Genomic DNA, 22,312 nt, shown 5'->3' with positions numbered 1-22,312 from the left:
TCATGAAAAAATATATTTTATCTTTCATAGCACTTACTACGATTCTTGCTTCATGTACTGATTTTGAAGACATGAATAATAACCCTTATGCAGTAGATATTAATAAAGCTGAACCGGAGTATTTTTTAAACAATTCTATTTTAGGAGCTCAGCAAGATCCTAATATTGCAGAACGTACTTTTGTTTTGTATTGGAAAACGGCTGCAAGACAACATCTAACAACAGGAATTGCAGGGGGATCTTACGATGATTCCTGGACTGTAGAATATTGGAAAGGAATTTCAGAATGGTTAAATAATGCGAATGCAACTATTGAAATTGCCAATGAGAAGAAGGCAATAGGCCAAGGCAAGCCTCACTATGATAATCTTATTCAGGTAGCGAGAATTTGGAGAGCTTATTTAATGAGCGAGTTTTCTGATAATTTTGGCCCACAGCCTATTCAGGCATTTAAAGGTGTAAATCCTGGGTTTAATTCTGAAAAGGAGGTCTATTATTTTATTTTAGATGAACTGAAAGATGCAGCAGCTAAAATGGATGTCAACCAGCCTGTTCCTTCTAATCCTAATGCTTACGATATGGCCTATGGATTTAAATGGAGCCAATGGGTAAAGTATGCTAACTCTATGAGGATGAGAATTGCTATGAGGATTTCAGAAGTGGATCCTGCAAAAGCAAAAGCTGAATTTGAAGATGCTGCCAATTCTAATATGTTCATCAGTACAAGTGATGATAATTTTAAAGTTAAAGAAGATACAGGCTGGAATCCTTTATCAGGGGTAATGTCCAGAGAATGGAATTCTCAGATTTTATCAGCTACTCTAAATAATATGTATATCGGTTTAGGAGGAATTAATTCTACAGATCAATTGCCGGCTGCGCAGCATACAGCGGTAAAAGCATCTGATTATATTGGAATAAAATATGATGAACAATTCTCCACATTAACCAATGATCCAAGTGCAGGATACTGGCTGGATGGGCTTCCTAATACAATAGACCCAAGAGCTTATAAAACATTTTACATTCCTGGAGATCTTACCAATCCTATTTATTCACTGTATCCGACCTATACCAGCCAAGCTACAACCAATAAGGGAGATCTTACCTTTGCCGATGGTTCTAAAGTTACAATTAATACGATAAACACTTGGAATACGACTACAATAGGAAACTGGGGGGTAAAAGGACAGAGAAACGGATTAAGAGGCGTTATTGGATGTATGCCTGCTTTAGGGAAACAATATAGAGAAGGCAAAAACTCTAGAATTTTCTTTGCAAGCTGGGAAACTTATTTCCTAATGGCAGAAGCTGCACTGAAAGGGTGGTCCGTTCCTATGAGTGATGTAGTAGCTTATAATAAAGGGATTCAGGATAGTTTCGCCTATAATGGAGTATCACAATTTTATACTCAGTATATTGCTTCAACAGATTATAACCGTGACGGAACTTCTGTTGCTTACACGCATGTAACAGAGCCAGGAGCCAGCCATACCATGAACTATAAAGATCCTTCTACAGGCAATATGGTTTCTGTGGAGATTAAATACCCCGTAAATACCATTTATAAAAACGGTTCTGTGAGAAATGACAAGCTTACGAAAATCATCACTCAAAAATATATTGCCAATATGCCATGGCTTCCGTTGGAATCCTGGAGTGATCAAAGAAGACTGGGGTTGCCTTTCTTTGAAAATCCAGCAATAGAAACACCGTTGGTTAATTTACCTAATCTGAATTCAGGAAATTATATGACAAACTCTATCCAGAATTTTCCTCAAAGGTTAAGATATCCGAGTACCTTCAGAAATACTGATCAGGATGGATATACAAAAGCCGTACAGTTACTGGGCGGACAAGATGCAGTGCTTACCCCTCTTTGGTGGGCAAAGCACTAAACTGAATATGTTTTAACAATAATCCTTTCCAACATTTGGAAAGGATTATTGTTTGGGTATAATGATAGATACTACTTTACTTCTTAAAAGTGAGCATTCTCAATTATCTGTTACATTAATTTGCTACGATGGTGAAAACTATTCGTGCACTATAGGTGTTTGCGGGAACTGTTACAGAAACACCAGCTAGCTGCAGTATTAAGTTGATATCTGCGAAAGTTACACTATTAGCAAGCCCCAGAACGCCACTAAATGAAAAAGTTACAAAAGTTACATCGGCTGTTTGTGATATTGGAATATAGGTAGCTCCTCCGTTGATGCTGGATGTACAAAAGAGACAAACTCCATGTATAGCTGTTGTCCCGCCGGTTCTTTTCGCAGCAAGGGTTAGAGAACTATTCCAGGGGTTAGGTGTATAGCGCATGGTCATCTTTGCACCGGAGCTTGAAAGGAGATTGAGAAAAGAACCCGGTAATGTACCCGATAATATTATTTGATTAGTACCGGTACTCCCGGAATTATCATAAGTTCCTGCATAATTACTTCCAGCCTCGGTAATGACGGGTATACTGGCATTCCAGTTTCCGGAGACATTTACAACCTGTGCTTCCATACAGCTGCTGATGAGTACAAAGGTAATATAGATCAATCTTTTTATACAGGCTTTTCGGAGAAATTGACAATTCATTTTCATACTTCATTTTTTATTCTGTGATGGTATAAACAATGGTAAGGGTGGTGTTAGCTTGGGTAGCTAAGTTGGCATAAGTATTGGGAATCAGAGATATTGTCAGTCGATGCCCGTTATTGGCTCCGTTGCCAGTAAAAGCTCCTCCAATTCCATTTATGATGGTAACCGGAGTGTTGGTTAAAGTAACTTGTGCCGAAGGAGTTCCTAATGTCCCGCCTCCTGCTCCGGAAGCAGCAGCTGCCTGTAATTTGATATCTACTCCTGCAATAAGAGTTCCACTAATAGCTGCTGTAATTTTTCTGGTAAGTCCTCCACTGGTAATAGCAGAAGTATAGTTAATCCATTTTGAGGTATTGGGTGTTGGATTACCAATGGGGTTTCCAGCTTCAGTAGGGGGTGTGAAGCTTAAAGCAATGTTTCCGGTAGGCTCTATGTCCATTAAGGTAACAACAGGTAAGGTTAAAGTAACATTCGTCTGAGAATACAATGAACAGGAGAACGTAAATGCGGCTAGTAATAGGGTGCGGTTCAGAATCATTTCTTATTTTTTATTTCATTATATCCTACTTTTAAGGATTCCTGTTGATACTTGATTTCTATCTGCTGTTTGACAATCTGGATATTTAATTTTTTAATTTCTGAGGGTTTCAAAGTAAATTGAAACTGATCCTTTGAAATTTTATATCGTTTATCAAGTCCATTCCTATAAAGTTTTACCGTCCAGTCACCTGGTTTTAGATAAGTAAAATCAAAATCTTCTCCAACAAAACAGATTTTACGATAAGTCTGGCTATCTCCAATTGCTTCTACAATTATACTTTCTCTTTTTTTCTTTTCTTTTTTAGGCTGTAGGGCTTCAATATCTGCCAGGCTTTTATTTTCCGTTTCTAAAAGGTGAACCTGACCCTGGATAGTGGCTGCGGTCGTTATTCCGAAATTAAAAATATTTTCTTTATCGGTAAGAGGCAGTGCAGCTGGAAAAACTACAGTTGGAATGTCATTGATCTCAGTGGTTGAGCGGTCTATCTCAAGAAAATAATTACCGGGAATTACATTCTTAAATGAGTAATTCCCTTCTTTGTCTGTAATAGATAAATAGCTGCCCAGCATTAATCTTATGCCTTCAGTTTTTTTTATCCCCAGGTTACCAACATTTCCGGATAAGGATACATATTCAGCTGTTCTTTGTACCGGAATATTAGGCCGCCATGTATAGCGCATTGAAAATATAAAATCTTTATCTCCAATTTGTCCTCTTTGTAATGAGTATCTCCCCGAAAGATCAAGCTCATTGCCGGGAAATAGTTGTTGATGAAATAGAAGTTCAAATAAGTTTCTGTCTTTAAAATATTCCTCAGGAATGTAGTTGTTTTGGTAGAATAAACTTAAACTGGTTTTATCTGAAAATTTACTGAAGATTCTCGCTCCGTAATAAAGCTGTTTTTGATTTTGCAGCTGATATCTGGAAGTAATTGCATAGCTTCCAAAGAGATTGAAAGAGGTTTTAAATTTTTCAAATGATACATTGGCAGCATACAAACTTGAGTTTCCATTAAATCCGGTCAGATAATTGTCTGTATTACCAAACTGTCCTTCAATATTAATCTGAAATATTCCGATACGCTGATCTATGCTTACTCTGAAGAAACGTTCGTAGTAATTAAACTGCTTAGGCTCCAAACGATCCTGATATTTTTGAAAACCATGATTGATGATGACAGAACCATTGGATAGATATTTATACTGTATTCCATACTGTAGATATTTTCTATAAGGAGCTGCCAGAAATAAGGTGTCTCTCTGGAAATTTTTAGCATCCTGCATATAATTACCGATAACATTCAATTTCTTCGTCAGCCTGTATTGAAGATATCCACTGAACGTATTGGTATTGGTAAAATATCCTGCAAACTGAGGGCTAGCCTTCATATAAGTTAAATTCCCGTTGAATTTGTCAAAATTCACCTCTGCCTGTGCCATATAAGCAGTTCCTTCAGCTTTTTTTGTGGTACTGTAGGCAAATTCTCCGGAGAGATTAATATGTTTTGAAATTTTGAACCGCCCTTTCGCATAAGGAAGATGAGCTTCAGTGTTTTGGCTTATATTTCGGGCATTAGATTCTTCTTTCATGGGCATTTTATACAGATACCCAACCGAAATTTCAGATTCTTTACGAATTTTAAATGCAGAATACACATTAAATTCATCCTTAATATCTCTGAAAAATCTTGGACGGTTATAAAAACCTCCTATACTTAACTTATTGAAATGATACCGGATTTCTGCACCACGGCCATATCTTGCAAACTCAGTTAAGTAGGATGCAGAGTAGGTTTTATCTCCTAAATGTACAAATAGATTATCTCTTTTATAGTTTACAAAATATTCTTCATACTGAGTAAAAGTATTGAGCTCAATAGGATTGTGGGTAGCTGCATGAAATTCAATCTGATTTTTATTTTCCTTATCCAATGATCCTTTACCATAGATTTCACCTTGAAAGCCATCATTGTATACTCCCATATTCTTCATTCCGATAAAGGATAATGAGGCTACAACCGGAAGCCGATGATAGATATCTTGGTTGGCAGGCTGTACTGATATGACCTGAGTGCTTATGTAGATGGTTTGATCTTCCTTAGGGTTATCTTTTGAATGTACCGAAAGATTTAGGTTTTGAAATTCATTCTGCCCCAGTTCCGGATTAGTAGCTTTATGTATTGTAATGACTTTCGATTCGTTGGGGTCCAGAATGATAGTTGGATCATGGTCAACAATAGCATTTTTACTTTCCAGAATAAGACTTTCTGTGATGTTACCATTGTTTTTGAGAAGAAAAGACGCACGGATGGTTTCTCCGGCTCTTGTAAACTCCGGTGATTCCAATGCTGTAAGGGAGAGCTTTCTGCTTGCGGAAACTGTAATCTGAGATGTTTTTGTGAAAGACAATCCGTTAGAACGGTCTGTAATATTTAATGTAACAGAATATTCTCCTTGTACTGTTTCAGCTGAAATCCGTAAAGGAACAAGATACACTGAAGTTTCCTGAGAGGAGATCTGAAATTCTCCTTTTTCTAAAATAGGAGTGATAAGCGGACTTGATGTAGTAACAGAAATATCAAATACTTTATTCTCAGGCGAATTATTTTGCAGACTGAAAGGAATAGAAGTAGACATTCCCGGTATTAAGCTATCTTTTTTACTGACCAATCGGGTTGGTTGTTGTTGAGAAAAAGCGAATAACGGGAATAGTATAACAATAAATAATGTCCAGGTTTTAATCATTTTTTACTTCTAGTTCCACATTGAGCGCAAAAGCGTTCTCGTCTTCATCCGTTGCTATAACAGTAGCTTTGTACTTAGCCGGTGGTACTTTACTGATATCAATGTAAAAAGTTTTGGAAGTAGAAGGCAGAAGACCCATTTTTAAGCTTGAAAAAGTCCCTATTTTTTCTCCTGTTTTACGGTTATAGATTTCAATGGATGCTGTGGGTTTACAATAAAGATTTCCATTGTTGGCGATCGCTATTTTTACCGTTTGTTTTCCTTCTTCTTTCTCTACTTTGATATTTTCAAATCTAAGGTCCGGTTTGGCCTTTTCCATATCATAATCTGTAATGACCTGAATGGCATATCGTACCACAGAGGTAATGCTTACTCCAGGTTGTTTATCACTGGGTTTTATATCCTCTACAGGCTCTACAATAATGACGCTCCAGTAACTCCCGGGATCCATTGCCTGATCGGGAACGGTAACTTCATAAAACACTTCTGTTTTTTCTTTACCTTTTAGTGTTACCAGATTGGTATTCAGTTTTATCCAATCTCCATTAGTCCTTTTCTGTGTATGCAATGCTGTGTAATTAATGGTACCATCAGCATGGTAAGAAAAATCCTGTAAAAATAATTTTACAGTCTGTGGGCTACTGCCCGTATTTTCAATGGCTATTTTTCCTTTATAAACTTTGCCGTTTTCTATCTTGTAGGAATGCGTAAGCCCATTAAGAACCACAATGCCGGCATGTAAAAAGCTGAACTGCAAAATCAGAGTGATTAAAAAAAGAATACGCTTTATCATCATATAAAGTTTTGAGGTTTATTATTTAATAATATAAAAACAGGAAGAAACTGGAACACAATTTCTTCTTGTTTTTGAAATACAGAATTGAATATTTAGAATTCTAGTTGTCTATTAAGGTATAGACAACAGTAGCTAGAATAGATGGTTTTGCCAATAAATCCGAATAACTTGCTACACCACCAGGTCCGCTTCCAGCAGCCAGCGCGTACGTAAGGTTATGTCCGTTATTAGCTCCATTTCCTGTATAGGCACTTCCAATACCGGAAATAATCGTCTGGTCAGCAGCGCTTAAGGTTAAAAGCCCAGCAGATGTTCCTAAAGCTCCTGCTCCTGCACCTGTAGGAGCAGCGGCTGTTACGTGCACATCTATTCCGGGAATAATAGCATTAAGTTTTACACTTACACTACGGGAAGGTTTAGTATCAGATTTGATAGTGGAATAATTTAGCCACAGCGTAGTGTTGGCTGCACTGGGTAGAATAGGACTCCCTGCTTCAGTAGGAGCCGTAAATCCTAACGTGATATTTTTCGCAGCAGCAGGTTCAATGTCTACAAGAGCAACTTCAGGAACCGAAATGGTGATCGTATGGCTGTCTGTATTGGAATCCTGAGCACTTAAATTTCCGGATATGGCAGCTGCAAATAAAGACATTGCAACCGTTAATTTTAATTTATTCATGATCTTAATATTAGTTGAGTGAAAGTAATAAAAAAATCAATGAATTATGAAATAAATGTATGATAATTTTTATATCATTGATTATTCTTCTGTTGTAATGTAATATAATTGAAAAATATTTCACTTTTGTGCGCAAAAAATCCCGCACGTTGGCACAGGATTTATGATGTTTTGTTGAAGAAAATTTTTATGCCCAGTGAGGATCTGAAACAGAAACCTTGCCTGTTTCTATTCTTCCTGCAAAATGCCAGCTATGCTCATCAGAGGTCACTATTATATCATACCAGCCTTTGTATGGTCCAAGGTCAATCACTATTTTTTCTTCCGGCTTCTGGACAGTGATTGTTTTTTTATTTTTTGTATACAGATTTTCCAGGGTAATACTGCCTTTTTTACCATTTTTAATAATCACCTCAACCTGATTTTTTGAAGTATTATTAATCAAAATAATTTCTGATGGTGAAGCATTATTTCCTTTAAACTTTCGGAAAAAACCATTAGGACCAAAAACTTCATAATCATAGATCCCTGTTTGTGATGCCGGATGAGATAATTCCTTTCCGGAGTATAAAGCATAAGAAAAATAATAATTATTGCCGTTCAATTGGGTTCTGTCATAAAGATGAAGCGGAACCCCATTTTCCTTTAAATTAGTCATTATAATTTTACCCGCTTCCAGATTCACATGAAAGTTGTAAGGAAGAGGATTGGAAGGTTTCAGTCCCTTTTCCTGAATTTCAAGCAAATCATTCTTCAGTTCATTTTCGGTATACCATTTCAGTTGAGGAACAGGTTTATTTTTCGCAGCATTAATGGTTTTAGCATAATCTTTCTGATCCAGATAATCCATTTGTGGAGCTTTGATATTGGGAGAATTAAAGGCTGAAGTAAGATCACCACACACTGCTCTTCTCCATTCACTGATATTGTCTACATGAACATTTTTATTGAATTTCTTCATAATGAACTTCTCCAGAAACTGCAATACAGAAGTATGATCTGAAACTTCAGAGTTCACAAAACCTCCTTTCGTCCACGGAGAAGCAATAATCATAGGAACCCTGTAGCCCAATCCTACCGTTCCTTCTGTTTTTTCGTAATCTTTTAAAGTAGGATCAGACATGTATTCCTGATCTTTGCTTACATATTCTACACCGCTTTTTCCGTTGATATCAACCGGTTGACTTGGATTTAATGGTGGAGCAAAAGGAATGACGTGATCGAAATATCCGTCATTTTCATCATAATTGATAATGAAGATCGTTTTTTTCCACATCTCAGGATCCTTAGTCAGTATATTTAAAACCTCAGAAATATACCACGCCCCATACCAAGGCGATCCCGGGTGATCCGAGAAGTGCTCGGGAGCTACCAGCCAGGAAACTAATGGTAGTTTTTTCTCTTCCACATCCTTACGGAACTGGAATAGGACATCACCTTTCGGTACAACCAATCTTTCTCCATGTTCATCTTTTCCAATTTCTACATTGTGATAATCAGGATCATTAGCATTGGTTGTGAAGGCTTTTTCGTGGAGGTTTTTCTCCTGTTGGGAAAGTTTGGAATAATTATCCGGATGGTATTTCACCTCATCTTCCTGAAGTTCGGCAATAATTGCTTCCAGTCTTTCTTTCTGATTAGGTTTTTTCAGAATTTCCTGCTTCAGAGAAGCAATCATGTTGGGAATATGCTGATGATATCCTTTTGAAAACTTTACATTAAATTTTGAAAACCATTCAATAGGATTATCCGTAAAGTTACTTAACCATGCCTCTTGTTCTCCGGACAATCCTTTTGGAAGACTGATTTCATTCTGATAAATACGCCATGAAACATTTTGCTCTTCTAAAATCTCAGGGAAGCTCTTCCATCTGGCTTGTCTGGCTTTATCATAATCAATGTCATCATTCACTACATTGGCTTTCGATTTACCGTTTTGTTGTTCTCTTAAAGTTCCGGACCAATGGAAAAGTCGGTTCGGGGTGGTTCCCGTCATAGAAGAACAGAAATATTGGTCAAATATGGTAAAAGCATCCGCAAGCTGATAGTAGAACGGAAGATCCTCACGATTGTAATATCCTAAGGTAAGCGGAATATTTTTATAATTTTCATTCCCTGAAGCTTTTGCCTGAAGCCACTGGTCATACTTTCCTTTATTGAAAGCCTGCTGCTGGTTTTCCCATGAATGCGGAAGCGAGCTCATCCAGGTTGATTTGGTATTTCTCAAATCCAGACGGGCCGGAGCTGCATATTTCCCGGTTTTCTCCTTTTGAAAAAAAGCAGAATGCCCATCCTGTTTAATAAAAGTCCTTTTATCCAGAAACCCACGAACGCCTTTAAGCGCTCCAAAAGCATGATCGAAAGAACGGTTTTCCTGCATCAGAATAACAACATGCTCTGCATCATAAAAAGTAGACTGTGCAACCGGATCTATAGCTAAAGCCTTTAGGATAGCCGGATGTAAAACGCTTGAGGTTCCTAATCCCGCCAATAAAATACTTGATTTTTCTAAAAATTCTCTTCTGTTCATGATCTATCGTAATAAGAAAGAAACCGCAAGTTAATAGGATTTTCCTGCGATTTCTTTGTTAGGTATAAAAATAAGTCAGATTTCTATTGTAACCACCAAGGTTTAGAGTTAATATTATCATCTCCTCCATACTGAGCTGTAAGAGCAGTCTTTAGGTTAGCACTATTGTAATTGTATTCAGACTGAGGATATCTGAATCTGAATGGTGCCGATACACCAGGTTGTAAAGGATAATTAGGGTATCCCGTTCTTAAATAATCATAATAAGAAGTCCATTGTGATTGGTGGAACATAATCATGTATTTTTGAGTGATGATTTTTTCCACCTGTTCCTGTAATGGGGCAGAAGTATTGTATACTACCAATGGTGTTGCCAGATACTGATTTACATCAAATCCTGTAAAATACTGTCCCGGATTTTTTACATACGTCTGATAAAAACTGAAACTTGCTTTGATCGCATTGTCATAATGCGTCTTTGCAGATCCGGAAATCCATCCTCTGGCCGTAGCTTCAGCCAGAATAAACTCCAGTTCAGAATAGCTCAATACCGAAGAAGGCTCATTGGTAGGATCTTTATAAAAACGGTCGTTTACCTTAGATATGTTTTTTGCTGTAATCAATTTAGCATTTTCAGAATAAGTTGAAATAGGGTCTCCACCGTTGTAACCCGTAAAATCTGTAATCGCTTTTCCAGCCTCTTTAGCTCCGGTAGTCTGAGATGCAAATGTGAATAAACGTGGATCTTTTCTGTCTTTAAACAAATTAATGAAATAATCTGCCATATACAAACTAGATCCATATCCACTGTTGTTGAACATAGAATATCGGCTGTCTGCAGCGTCAGCAAACTTAAGCTCACCGTTGTCTGAAATAGAAGTCATCAAAGGCTGGCTTCCTGCGATGGATGCAAATTCTGTGGCAATATTGTAGCTTCCCACCGTTGTTTTTTTAGATAATGTGATGAGGATTTTCAGGCGGAATGAGTTAATCAGTTTTTTCCATTTTGAAGCATCTCCATTGAAGACAATATCTCCTTCAATTTTATCATTGGTATTAATAAGATCATTAGCTTCTTTTAATTCTGATAAAATTCCGGCCATCACGACATCCTGACTGTCATATTTAGGCTGTGTAATCCCTGATTCACCTTTTACCGCATCAGTATAAGGTATATTTCCCACCCGTAAGCTGGTATTAAAGAAGTGATAAGCTCTTAAGAATTTACCGATTGCGATATAGTTTTTATTCTTAATCTTGTCTGCCTCCTGCATCATTTTTACTGTGTTTAAAAGCGCTTTAGAGTATACCTCAAAAGAAGCCTCGTTCCATTTCAAGTACTGATATTTATTTTCCCCATCCGTACCAATCATCATTCTGGAAGCATACATATTGTCGCCATCCACCTGAAATGTAGCTCTGGAGACATAAGTTAAAAGATATTTTGGATCAATGCTGGCCTGGTCATTAGGGTTTTCATTGATTTTATCAAGATTAGACTCGCAGGAAGCTAAAGTAAACAGCCCGGCAGCAACTACTGATTTTATCAGCCATTTAGCTGTTTTGCCTTTAAACCTATTTGTATTGATATTATTTTTCATTGTATTGACGTACTTTTTAGTTAAAACTTAAGGTTAAATCCTATTCCGAACCATCTGCTTGAAGGATCCTGAATATCATTTGCAATATCTTCTGTTCTGCCCGTTTTGATCTGGAAATCCGGATCTGAATAAAGGTTTTTAGACTTTTTCCACATCGCCAGATTGTAAGCTGAAATATTAGCAGTGAAACCTTTAATCATTCCTTTTGGATTCAGTAATGAAGAGAAGTCATATTCCAATACCACAGATCTTAGTTTGATAAAGGTTCTGTCAAAAACATTGGCAAAATCTTTACTTTCATCCTCAGTTACTCGGGCCTGGTATGGATAGTTCTGAGCCCAATCCTGGAAGTTGATAGGCTTGGTGTGCTGAGTATACTTACCTGTTACAGGATCATAGTTTACCCCGTTCGGTACAAAATAATACTTCCCTGGATTGGCGTATTCAAGATCTCTGTAAGCAACAGAATTCGGATGTTTTCCGCCCCACCACATCTTTTCAACCACCTGAGACCTCATGATTCCGCCGATACTTCCGTCAATTCCGATATTTAGGGATACTTTTTTATACTTGAAGGTATTGTTGAAACCAAAAGTCCAGTCCGGATTAAAATGTCCCAGGTTACTTGGAGTATTGGCTCTTGTAGGCATCCCTGATTTTGCATCCAGAATTACCTGTCCGTCCGGAGATTTTTGCCATGTATAATCATAATAGCTGTCCATTCTTTCTCCTAACTTAATATTCTTGTAGTTAGGCATGTTATTATAGATAGAAGTCAGCTTTTGTTCATAAGTACTCCAGTTAATTAATGTTTTCCAAGTGAAATTTGTTGTCTTTATCGGAACCATTCCCAGTGAAATTTCGAATCCTTTTGTTGTGTATTCGTTTCCATTCACATATTGTGAGATAAAACCGGATGATTCAGCACTTGGAAACTCCAGGATGTTGTTATAATCAAGCGTTCTGAAATAAGTAGCATCTAAAGTAATTCTGTTATTGAATAGACCGGCGCTTAATCCCAATTCATAAGATTTTGTCTGTTCAGGTTTTAAAGTGTTTTCTACATTTAAAGTAGTAGGATATAGATAAGTTGGGTTACCATTAAAGCTAATACCTTTATTAGTCGAATAATAGTTTCTGATGGAATAGGGCTGGAAATCGTAAGCTACTTTCGCCCAAGAAGCAGAAAGTTTCAGCATATTGATAGCCTCGGGTAATTTTACCAAGTTGGAAATCACAGCACTGATGGATGCAGAAGGGTAGAAGTAAGACCTGTTGGCTTTTGGTAGAGTAGAAGACCAGTCATTACGCCCGGAAATATTAATAAAGAAAGCATTGTATAGTCCGATATCAATAGTTGAATAAGCACTGTAGATTAGTTTTTCTTTCAGATAAGTGAAGTTTTTAAGCGCTCCAATGGAATTCTCAAATGAGTAGAGTTCCGGGATTCTTAAACCATCTGTAGATCTTTCATTTTTGTTGTTCTTATAATAAAAAGCAGAACCTCCGGCATTGATGGTGAAATCGAAATTCTCAGATATCTTTTTCCTGTAAGTTGCCAGTACATCATAGTTCAGATTCCATGTTTTCAAATCATTCACGATATATCCGCCACTTCTGGGAGCACTGTAATTGAAATAAGAATAAGGGCTGAATACTTCAGATTTGCTGTGATTTTCCACAAGGGAAATCTTTCCTTTTACTGAAAAATCTTTTGTCGCCTTATACTCTAATCCGGTTTGAGCATTAATGATATTGGTTCTGTTCTGATTTTTATAATATTCGGCACCGAACCATGGGTTATTGTACCATGCGTAATTCCAGTTAGCCTGTGCTACCCCTTCTTTTCCGGGAATCCACATGTGGTTTCTTAAGGCTTTTCCATCTACATCAGCACCCATCCAGATGAGGATAGTATACATGTGCCCACTAGGGTTGTAATCGTAGTTGGGAACGTTAGGAGTGAAAGCTTGATTGAAATTAAATTTTGTATCAAATATGAATTTTTCTCCCAAATGATTTTCAGAAGAGAAATTGATTCCATATTTCTGCAGATAAGAATTGGGAACCCTGTCGTCATAATTCATGAAATTCCCTGAAAACCTGTAGATGTCTTTGTTATTTCGATAGCTGATCGCGAAATTATTATTGTTGATAATGGCAGGCTTTAAGAAAGTATCCAAATTGTCATGGTATTTCCAGTCGATTGGAACCCTTTCATATCTTGCCTTATCATTATACTGACTTCCTGTTACGGCTCCATACCAAGGAATAATCTGTCCGGTTGTTTTATCTCTGATCGGGCTGTTCCATTGAGCAATCTTCAGACCGGGAACAAACTTTGGTCCCCAGATCATATCTCCATCATTCACACCACCATCAGCTCCGTCCCAGAATTCATATTTACCCTGAGAACCATTCCCATATTCAGTCTGGGTTTTTGGAAGATTGGTGAACCCTCCTGTAATCATGGTATTCTGAGAAAACTCTACAGAGAATCCTTTCTTCTTTGCACTTTTTGTGGTAATCAGAATTGCACCATATCGTCCTCTTGAACCGTAAAGAGCGGAGGCTGTTGCCCCTTTCAGTACGTTGATGTTTTCTATATTGTTAGGATCTAAATTCTGAAAAACTTCTTTTTCTACAATCACCCCATCAATCACAAATACCAGATTGGAGTTTCCTCTTAAAGTAAACTGTGGAGCCTGCTGCATTCCTGTTGGGTTAGAAACATTCAGACCCGCTACCTGTCCTGAGAATAAATTTCCAATACTTGGGGTGGTAATGGTTTCAAACTGCTTGGTTCCTACTTCCTGGGTAGAATATCCAATCTTTTCCTTTTTCTTGGCAATTCCAAGGGCCGTTATAACAACGCCTTCAATCTGTTTCTCATTGGTCTTTTTCAACACAACGGAATACTGCTTTTTTGAAGAAACCTCCACAGTATACACAGAGAAATCAGGAGAAAAGAATTCCAGAATATCTTTAGGGTTGGCGGAAATGGTAAAATTCCCGTTTTCATCTGTTGTAGCGGTTTTACCTGTGTTTTTATCGGTAATATTTACCCCTGAAACGCTGGTGCCATTTTCAGATTTTACATTTCCGGAAACGGCAATCTCCTGAGCTGTAATATATAAGGGGAGTAAAAAAACTGCAAACGTAGCTAAAGCTTTCTTCATTTTTTTTGAATGCAAATTTAGCCGGGCACTATTACGTGAATTTTAAGTTCATATTAAAATAAAAATACGATTTATGTATTTTTTAACAGAAATAGTTAATGAAATGGTAAAGTGGAGAAGGGTTTTTGTATAGAGATTTTTGTTTTATTAATATGGCTGGAAATTGGAAGCTATTGAAGTCTTAAAAATAACGGAAATAGGTTCTATTAGCTTTTAATCGCAGGGCTGTTACTGAAAATAGTAACCTTATAGTAACTTCAAGTTTCCTTTCTCTCTAAAACCTACTCAGAATTCCCCAGTGGATTTTGATATCGTTGAATTTAAACGGATTTCCAAACTCATTACCATTTGATAGCTGGAAGCTCATCAATCCGATCGGAATGAAGAAGTTGAAACCGAGTCCCACACTGTAGAGCTTAGGTTTTACATTCAATGATTTATTATTGAGCTGTCCATATTGTCCAAAGAGGTCGAAGAAAGCCTGATTGCCGATGAGGTAACGGTATTCCAGACTTCCATAATAATAAAAGTCGGCGGCGAGGGAATTTTCATTAAAGCCTCGCATAGAGTTCCAACCTCCAAAACGGTAAAGTTCATTGGCAGAGAACTCAATTTTAGAATCCATCATAGCCCCTTCTGCTTTGATATTGAGGAAATGGTTTCCTGAAATATGGTAATTATGCTCTCCGGAGAAATAGAATTGGTTTTGGGCAGCTTTTATATTTCCTTTGGTGTAAGTTGTTGTTAAATAATCGTATCCGGCATTGATTCTTGTTTTGTAAAGAAAAAGATCAATATCGGTAGGTTCAGTCATTTCAAACCAGATCCCGATCCCTTTTTTGTTATAGTCCTTTCCGATTGCATAAAGAGAATCTATAACGGTTGAGGTTTCTAATGTGGCGCGAAGCCCAATTTTGTTACGGTTGTTGATATGGTAATAAAATGCAGGAAGGAATTTTACATTCGCAAACGTAGAATCCTGTCTGTAGATATTCACCTTTGTGTTCATCCCGACATTGGATTTAAAAAGGTAAGGAATGTCTACCTGGAGGTCAAAATTTTGTCCTTTATCGGGGTTTCTCTGCCAGTATAAATTAATGGTCTCGAAACCATTGAACATATTCCTGAAATTCACATTCATGGTACCATTTAATGTGAACTTATCCGTTTTATCATTTCCAAAACCAATGACCCCATCAAAGGTATTGGTCTTTTTCTTCTGTAAAAACAGATAAATATTGGTGGAATCTTTGGTGAATAAGGTCTGTGGCTGCCGATCCAGCATCACGAAAGGATGGCTTTGAAAATTTTTGTTGATGGCCAGCAGGTTTTTTTCATCATAATTCTTTCCCTTGAATTCTTTTTCAAGATTTTTGATGAATCTTTTGGGAACTCTTTCGTAACCTTTTACTACAAATCCATTGATCGTTCTTTTATCATTTTTATTGATATCAAGTTCTACAATTGGAAATCCGTTTTTCTGACCTTTGTATTTGGATTTTATTCTGCTGAAAGAATACCCATCATCAATATAACTTTTATTGATGCTTTTCTTGGTAGAATCTAGATTCTTTGTAAAAAAATCCTTCTGAATTTTGAGCTTCTGAACAATGGAATCAGAAAGGTTTACGTAGGTTTCATTAAGGTTCTTTCCTTTGTCAAAGAAAATCTCTGTACTGTCACCTTTTACTTTTACGTCTTTCAGCTGAGTGAAAAAATAATTGTTTTGAGCGAGTGAATCCAGAAATTTTACGGCAGAGGTAGAATCTTTTACTTTTTTCCTAACCTTGGTTTCGGTATCAATAAGCCAATACTGTTTTTTCTGCGCTTGTGTAAAAACGCAGAACAGGACAAAAAATATTTTTAAAAATAACTTCAATTGGTGATTCCGAATATAAGTTGAAGGCTTGTGAAAAATACAAAAAGATTCTTCAGTGCATTTTATTCTGTTCAGAATGAAAATGCGTTCTATCAATCAACTAATTTTTATCCAGTTTATTATATTTCTTCATTAAATTCTCATAAGTTCCCTGTGGAAGAATCCATTTCAAAGGAACTCCGATTTTCTGCCCGAATTTACCAAAATAATAATGAGCTTTCCATTTATTCTTTCCTAAAAGTTTTTCAATGTATTCTGCTACTTCCAATGGCTCTGTTCCCTCATCAACATGGGAATTCATTAAAGCATAAACTTTATCAAAAACATTTTTATATGGTTGGGAAACTTTAGCAATTACCCTGTTGTCTGCAATATTGGTTTTAATATCACCCAAATGCAGCGAACATACCTCAATATTCCAAGGATACACTTCATACCTCATGGCTTCCGTTACTTTATCTAAAGCAGATTTCGATGCAGAGTAAAATCCACGGAACGGCAGTCCCATTTCACTTCCGATACTGGAAACATTGATGATCTTTCCAAACTTATGCTCTCTCATTGTTGGAAGAACTGCGCTCATCATCTGAACAGGCCCAGCCAGATTAAGACTGAAGAGTTTAAGGATATCTTCTTTGGTAGAATCTTCTACAGCACCTACCATTCCCATTCCTGCATTATTGATAAGAACATCAATTCTGGTTTCTGTTTTCAGTACCTCAGCAATAGCATTTTGAATTGCGTGGTTATCAGTAACATCAGTTGGAATAGATCTGAAATATTGACTTTCTGTGTGTTTTCGGCTTAAACCATAGACTTTGTGCCCTTTTTTACCGAAGTATTCGGCCAAAGCAAATCCAATTCCTGATGAGGTTCCTGTAATGATAATGGTCATTTAATTCGTACGATTTTATGAGTTTTATTTTTCCTATCCATTAATAATCTGTGAGAAGGAAAATCTATTTTCAGCAAATGTAAAAAAAGAAAAGGGAAGTCTGTCATTTATTACCATGGAATACTTCCGGCAGGAAAGAGGTAAATCTGCTGTTTCATTATAGTCTATTGTCTCAGTTGGGTTATAAACTTAAAATAAAGTTAATATCAGTTATGAAGAGAATATCAATAGAATAATTATTTTATTCATTTATAGTGTTGAAAATAAGAGGAATAATTTCAGAGTAAAGAATCCAGGAGTGGTGAAAAACTAAAATTTCTTAATAAATACATAAGGAAATCTTAATGTAACAGCGGGCAGAGCTGTTCTAATTTTGCGTCTAATTAAAAAGGATGTCATGAATGTATTTAAAATCCCTGTCTCAGTAACATACTTAACGGGTAGGGTATTACTTATTGGTGCAATTTCAGCTTCACCGATGTTCCTCTCTCAAAAAAAAGACAGTTTAAAAGAAAAATCCATTGACGAGATTGTTGTTGTTGGATACGGAACACAAAAGAAAAGCAAGGTTTCCGGTGCTGTTACGGAGGCTTCATTGGATAAACTTACTTCCAGGTCTTTATCCGGAGTAGGAGAAGTTCTTCAGGGAAAAGCTCCCGGAGTGACGGTTGTGAATGAAGGTGGGGACCCTAATGGCTCACCTAAAGTAAATATCCGTGGTTTGGGAGGGATTAATGGTGAAACTCCTCTGTATGTGGTGGATGGAGTAGTTTTTAACGGAACACCATCTATTAATCCTAATGATATTCAGGACATCTCTGTTCTTAAAGATGCTTCTGCAGCCATTTATGGAGCAAGATCTTCAGGAGGTGTTATTCTTATTACCACTAAAAGAGGGAAAAAAGGAAGTCTTAGTGTAGATTTTGATGTAAAATACGGAATTAACCAGGCATGGAGACTGAAAGAATCTTTAAATGCTGCAGAATTTCAGGATGTCATGTATCAGGCATTTAGCAATGCAGACAAACTTGGCAATTTGCCAAAAGCTTTCAACCCTGCTTTATATCCGGAAGGAAGAGTTACCAAGACAGACTGGATGAAGGAAATCTTCAGAACAGGAACCATTCAGGAATACAATATGAACCTTAGTGGCGGAAATGAGAAGTCCCGATACTTTGTAGGGATGAATCACAGAAACCTTGAAGGTATTCTTTTAAATACACAGGCAAAACGATATAACTTCAGAGTTAATTCTGAACATAAAGTAAAAGATTGGTTAACCATCGGGGAAAATATGTATTATAACTACTCAGATGGAAATACCGCAGATACCAAGAGTGGTTACACCGGGGCTTTAGTAGCAGCTTTGTATTATCCACCAAATGTATCTGTGTATACACCGTCAGGAGCTTTTTCAGGATTACCGATTGATGTGGCAGGTGGATACGGAGATATGATTAACCCGGTTGCTTATCTTAAAAGAATCAACTTGAGAAATCCTACTCATGAGATTTTGATTAATCCTTATGCAGAGATTACTTTAGCAAAAGACTTAAAATTCAGATCTAACTTTTCACAAACCTTTAATCTTGGAAATGTAAAGAACTTTACATACAGGGTTCTTGAGATTGGAAAAATCTTTGATGCCAATAATCTGGAATATCAATCCAACAATTCATCCACTGCTTTGGCAGAACAGCTCTTAACTTATAAAGTTGCTGCGGGTAAGCATAATTTTGACTTCCTTGGTGGTTTTACTTTCCAGAAAACAATTGAAGAAGGATTCCTGGCAAGGTCATATGATTTCAGAAGTGAGGCAGAAGTTTTCCAACATCTGCAGAATGCAGCAGATACCAATAAGGAAGTTTCCAGTTATAAATACAAACAGGCTTTGGTATCTTATCTGGCGAGAGTAAACTATGACTATGCCGGAAAATATATTGTGAGCGTATTGGGAAGAAGAGACGGATCTTCTCTGGTAGCCAAGCAGAATCGTTTTGCGAACTATTATGCCCTTTCCGGAGCATGGGTAGTTTCTAAAGAAAACTTTATGCAGAATATTGCATGGCTTTCAAGCCTAAAGCTAAGAGGAAGCTACGGTATTTTGGGGAATCTGGGAGGTATTTCTCCACAAGCAGTAAACCCGTTAATGACCAGAGATAACAATATTGTTTTCGGGCAGGATCCTTCTCAGAATATTGCCTATTATGCTACCACACGTCCTAATCCGGATCTGAAATGGGGGAAATCTGAGCAAACGAACTTTGGGGTAGATGCTTCATTCCTCCACAACAGCCTTTCTTTACAGTTCGATTACTTTGTGAAAAATTCCAAAGATCAGATCTTTAAAGTAAACTTACCAAGTACATCCACTTATAATAATCAGTATGTAAATGCTGGATTATTTCAGGATAAAGGATATGAATTAGGAATCAATTATAACAGCAAAAAGTCCGGAGATTTCACCTATTCTATTGGAGCTACTTTTAGTCAACTAAAAAACACGGTGAAGCAGTTGGCGGATGTAGATGAAATATTTATCAACGATAATGGAGTGAGAGGAGTGCTGAAACCGACTCGTGTAAAAATTGGAGATCCTCTTTATTCTTTCTATGGGTATAAAACAGACGGAATATTCCAGTCTGAAGCAGAAATTAAAAACTATAAAGATGCAAATGGCCAGCTTATCCAGCCTAATGCTAAGCCCGGAGATATTAAATTCCTGAAAAAAGAAGGAAATACGGGAGCTCTTAATAACAATGATTTTGTAAATCTGGGAAGCCCATATCCCAAGTTCTCTTATGGATTCTCTTATAATATGACGTGGAAGAACTTTGATCTGAATGTATTCTTCCAAGGGGTATACGGAAATAAGATTTTCAACGGATTGAAGTTTATCTCTCTGAATCCGGGAGGGACAGGGCAGAACTACAATATGGAAAGAGATATTCTTAATGCATGGACGCCGCAAAACACCAATACCAATATTCCAAGACTGGCACAGGGAGATCCAAGTGGTAACTATTCTAAAGTATCAGACTTCTACGTAGAAGATGGTTCTTATTTACGACTTAAAAACCTTACTATCGGGTATTCATTACCACAGGAACTTTACAGGAAACTGGATGTGAATAAAGTGAGAATTTATCTCACCACTAATAACTTATTCACCATTACAAAATATACAGGTTTTGATCCTGAAGTAGGAATGAATTCTTATGGCGTAGATACAGGTAGATATCCTCAGGCCCGTTCATTCATATTCGGAGTGGAAGTAGGATTATAATTTAACATCAAAAAAGTAAAAAAATGAAATTTTTCAATAAAATATTTTTAGTATCAGGAATATCCGCCATGCTTTTGTCATGTACAGGAGAATTGGATGTTCAGCCGGAAGGAACACCCACAGAAGCCAGTTTTTGGAAAACAGAAAATGATTTGATTACTGGTGCTAATGCCATGTACAAACCTTTGTTTGATAGTGAGTTTTACGGAAGAGGGCTTTTCTGGTTCATCAATGCAAGTGATGATATGGTTACCGGAAGAATAAGAGGTGAAGCAGATAATGCTAAAAACTTCAGCAGTAACTATATTGCAGCAGGTGATCTTGAAACGCAGTGGAACAAAAGATACAATGTCATTGGAGTAGCTAACCGTGTAATCCGTAATATTGATAATATCCAGACTTCTGCGGCCATTAAAAATCAATATTTGGGAGAAGCTTTATTCATGAGCAGTAGAATGTATTTTGAGCTAGCCTCTAACTATGGTAATGAAAAAGCCGGAGTTCCCATTATAGACCGTTCCAAAGAACCGGATCCAAACCCAATTCCAAGAGCGGCAAATGTTAAGATGAATTACGACTATATCGTGGCCGATCTGAAAAAAGCAGCAGAATTATTGCCGAGTCAGGCAGAACTTCCCGCCAAAGATTATGGAAGGCCGCATAAAGCAGCTGCATGGGCATTGTTGGCTAAAGTATATCTGTTTATGAAAGACTGGAATAACGCAGAATACTGGGCTAATGAAGTGATGACAAAAGGCAATAGAAATCTTCTGAGTAATTATGCAGATGTTTTCAAGGCTGAAAATAACTTCAGTACAGAATATATCTGGTCTGTTACCAGTACTCCTAAGTTTACGGGGGTTGGAAGTATCCTTCCTGGAGTAATGCTTGAAAATAAAGGTTGGGGAGACTATAACGGCTGGGGGTATTTTCAGCCCACAAAAGAACTGTATGATGAGTTCGAAGCTGGAGATCTTAGGAGAAATGTAACCATTCTTAAAGAAGGTGATCAGTTTACCTTTAATGGACAGGTAAGAACGTATAGTACATCGAATTCAGCTACAAAAGCTCAGTTTAATAAATATATGGATCCTTTCAAATACCCATTGAAATCTGGGCATGTTAATGGAAATGGAGATTATCCTTGTACAGATCTTGCTGTTCCCATTATGCGTTATGCTGAGGTGATTCTTATGAAGGCTGAAGCTTTAATTATGCAGGGTAAGCCTGCAGATACGGAAATCAATATGATCAGAAAACGGGCAGGTTTAGCTCCTAAAACAGGATGTACACTGGCAGATCTGAAACATGAAAGACGTTGCGAACTTGCCGGTGAGTGGGCAGACAGACACAGAGATCTTGTTCGTTGGGGAGATGCACAGGCAACATATGCCAAGTCACTTCATGGGATGGATGGAAAAGAAGTTTGGGCACCAAGAAGCTTTAATCCGGCTGTTCATAATGTTTGGGCAGTTCCACAGGCTGAGATTGTGAACAGCCACGGTGTTATTAAACAAAATGAAGGTTGGTAAAATGGCAACCTTATATATTATTTACTATATCATTGCAGGAACTCTGTGATGATATAGTCTT

The 22,312-nt window shown here is 37.2% G+C and carries 13 protein-coding genes; 3 read left to right on the top strand and 10 right to left on the bottom strand.

Annotation, left to right across the window (positions count from 1 at the left end):
• Positions 1 to 2 precede the first annotated feature (2 nt).
• Positions 3 to 1,898: a SusD/RagB family nutrient-binding outer membrane lipoprotein gene (locus CHSO_RS23685; protein ID WP_045501259.1), complete on the top strand. Its 1,896-nt coding sequence runs from the start codon at positions 3 to 5 to the stop codon at positions 1,896 to 1,898.
• 115 nt (positions 1,899 to 2,013) lie between these two features.
• Here CHSO_RS23685 and CHSO_RS23680 read toward each other — a convergent pair whose 3' ends face one another.
• The 10 genes from CHSO_RS23680 to CHSO_RS23635 all read right to left on the bottom strand — a co-directional run bounded on the left by CHSO_RS23680 (position 2,014) and on the right by CHSO_RS23635 (position 17,433).
• Positions 2,014 to 2,592, bottom strand: coding sequence for a hypothetical protein (locus CHSO_RS23680; protein WP_144429026.1), 579 nt, complete (start codon positions 2,590 to 2,592; stop codon positions 2,014 to 2,016).
• Positions 2,593 to 2,602: 10 nt separating this feature from the next.
• Positions 2,603 to 3,127: a hypothetical protein gene (locus CHSO_RS23675; RefSeq protein ID WP_045501258.1), complete on the bottom strand. Its 525-nt coding sequence runs from the start codon at positions 3,125 to 3,127 to the stop codon at positions 2,603 to 2,605.
• Positions 3,124 to 5,874 (bottom strand): hypothetical protein, encoded by a 2,751-nt coding sequence (locus CHSO_RS23670; RefSeq protein ID WP_045501257.1) that lies wholly within the window; start codon positions 5,872 to 5,874, stop codon positions 3,124 to 3,126. Before CHSO_RS23670 ends, CHSO_RS23675 begins: the two co-directional genes overlap by 4 nt.
• On the bottom strand, positions 5,867 to 6,670 hold the full coding sequence (locus CHSO_RS23665) for a WxL protein host-binding domain-containing protein (protein WP_232509123.1): 804 nt from the start codon (positions 6,668 to 6,670) through the stop codon (positions 5,867 to 5,869). The genes CHSO_RS23670 and CHSO_RS23665 overlap by 8 nt, the downstream gene beginning before the upstream one ends.
• Before the next feature lie 100 nt (positions 6,671 to 6,770).
• On the bottom strand, positions 6,771 to 7,349 hold the full coding sequence (locus CHSO_RS23660; protein WP_045501256.1) for a hypothetical protein: 579 nt from the start codon (positions 7,347 to 7,349) through the stop codon (positions 6,771 to 6,773).
• 187 nt (positions 7,350 to 7,536) lie between these two features.
• Positions 7,537 to 9,879, bottom strand: coding sequence for a phosphocholine-specific phospholipase C (locus CHSO_RS23655; protein ID WP_045501255.1), 2,343 nt, complete (start codon positions 9,877 to 9,879; stop codon positions 7,537 to 7,539).
• Positions 9,880 to 9,962: 83 nt separating this feature from the next.
• On the bottom strand, positions 9,963 to 11,480 hold the full coding sequence (locus CHSO_RS23650) for a SusD/RagB family nutrient-binding outer membrane lipoprotein (RefSeq protein ID WP_045501254.1): 1,518 nt from the start codon (positions 11,478 to 11,480) through the stop codon (positions 9,963 to 9,965).
• 20 nt (positions 11,481 to 11,500) lie between these two features.
• The gene (locus CHSO_RS23645; RefSeq protein ID WP_045501253.1) at positions 11,501 to 14,659 is read right to left on the bottom strand and encodes a SusC/RagA family TonB-linked outer membrane protein; all 3,159 of its coding nucleotides are present in this window, start codon (positions 14,657 to 14,659) and stop codon (positions 11,501 to 11,503) included.
• A 274-nt stretch (positions 14,660 to 14,933) separates the two neighbouring features.
• On the bottom strand, positions 14,934 to 16,538 hold the full coding sequence (locus CHSO_RS23640; RefSeq protein ID WP_045501252.1) for an autotransporter assembly complex protein TamA: 1,605 nt from the start codon (positions 16,536 to 16,538) through the stop codon (positions 14,934 to 14,936).
• A 100-nt stretch (positions 16,539 to 16,638) separates the two neighbouring features.
• Complete coding sequence (locus tag CHSO_RS23635; protein ID WP_045501251.1) at positions 16,639 to 17,433, bottom strand: SDR family oxidoreductase; 795 nt, start codon at positions 17,431 to 17,433, stop codon at positions 16,639 to 16,641.
• Between the two features lie 397 nt (positions 17,434 to 17,830).
• Between CHSO_RS23635 and CHSO_RS23630 the strand changes: the two genes are divergently transcribed.
• Positions 17,831 to 20,719 (top strand): SusC/RagA family TonB-linked outer membrane protein, encoded by a 2,889-nt coding sequence (locus CHSO_RS23630; protein ID WP_045501250.1) that lies wholly within the window; start codon positions 17,831 to 17,833, stop codon positions 20,717 to 20,719.
• A 23-nt stretch (positions 20,720 to 20,742) separates the two neighbouring features.
• The gene (locus CHSO_RS23625; protein WP_045501249.1) at positions 20,743 to 22,251 is read left to right on the top strand and encodes a RagB/SusD family nutrient uptake outer membrane protein; all 1,509 of its coding nucleotides are present in this window, start codon (positions 20,743 to 20,745) and stop codon (positions 22,249 to 22,251) included.
• The last annotated feature ends 61 nt before the right edge of the window (positions 22,252 to 22,312 follow it).

The sequence above is a fragment of the Chryseobacterium sp. StRB126 genome (genome assembly GCF_000829375.1).
Classification (GTDB): Bacteria; Bacteroidota; Bacteroidia; order Flavobacteriales; family Weeksellaceae; genus Chryseobacterium.
Note: the sequence above shows the minus strand (reverse complement) of the source record. Positions and strands in the feature narration are given on the sequence as shown.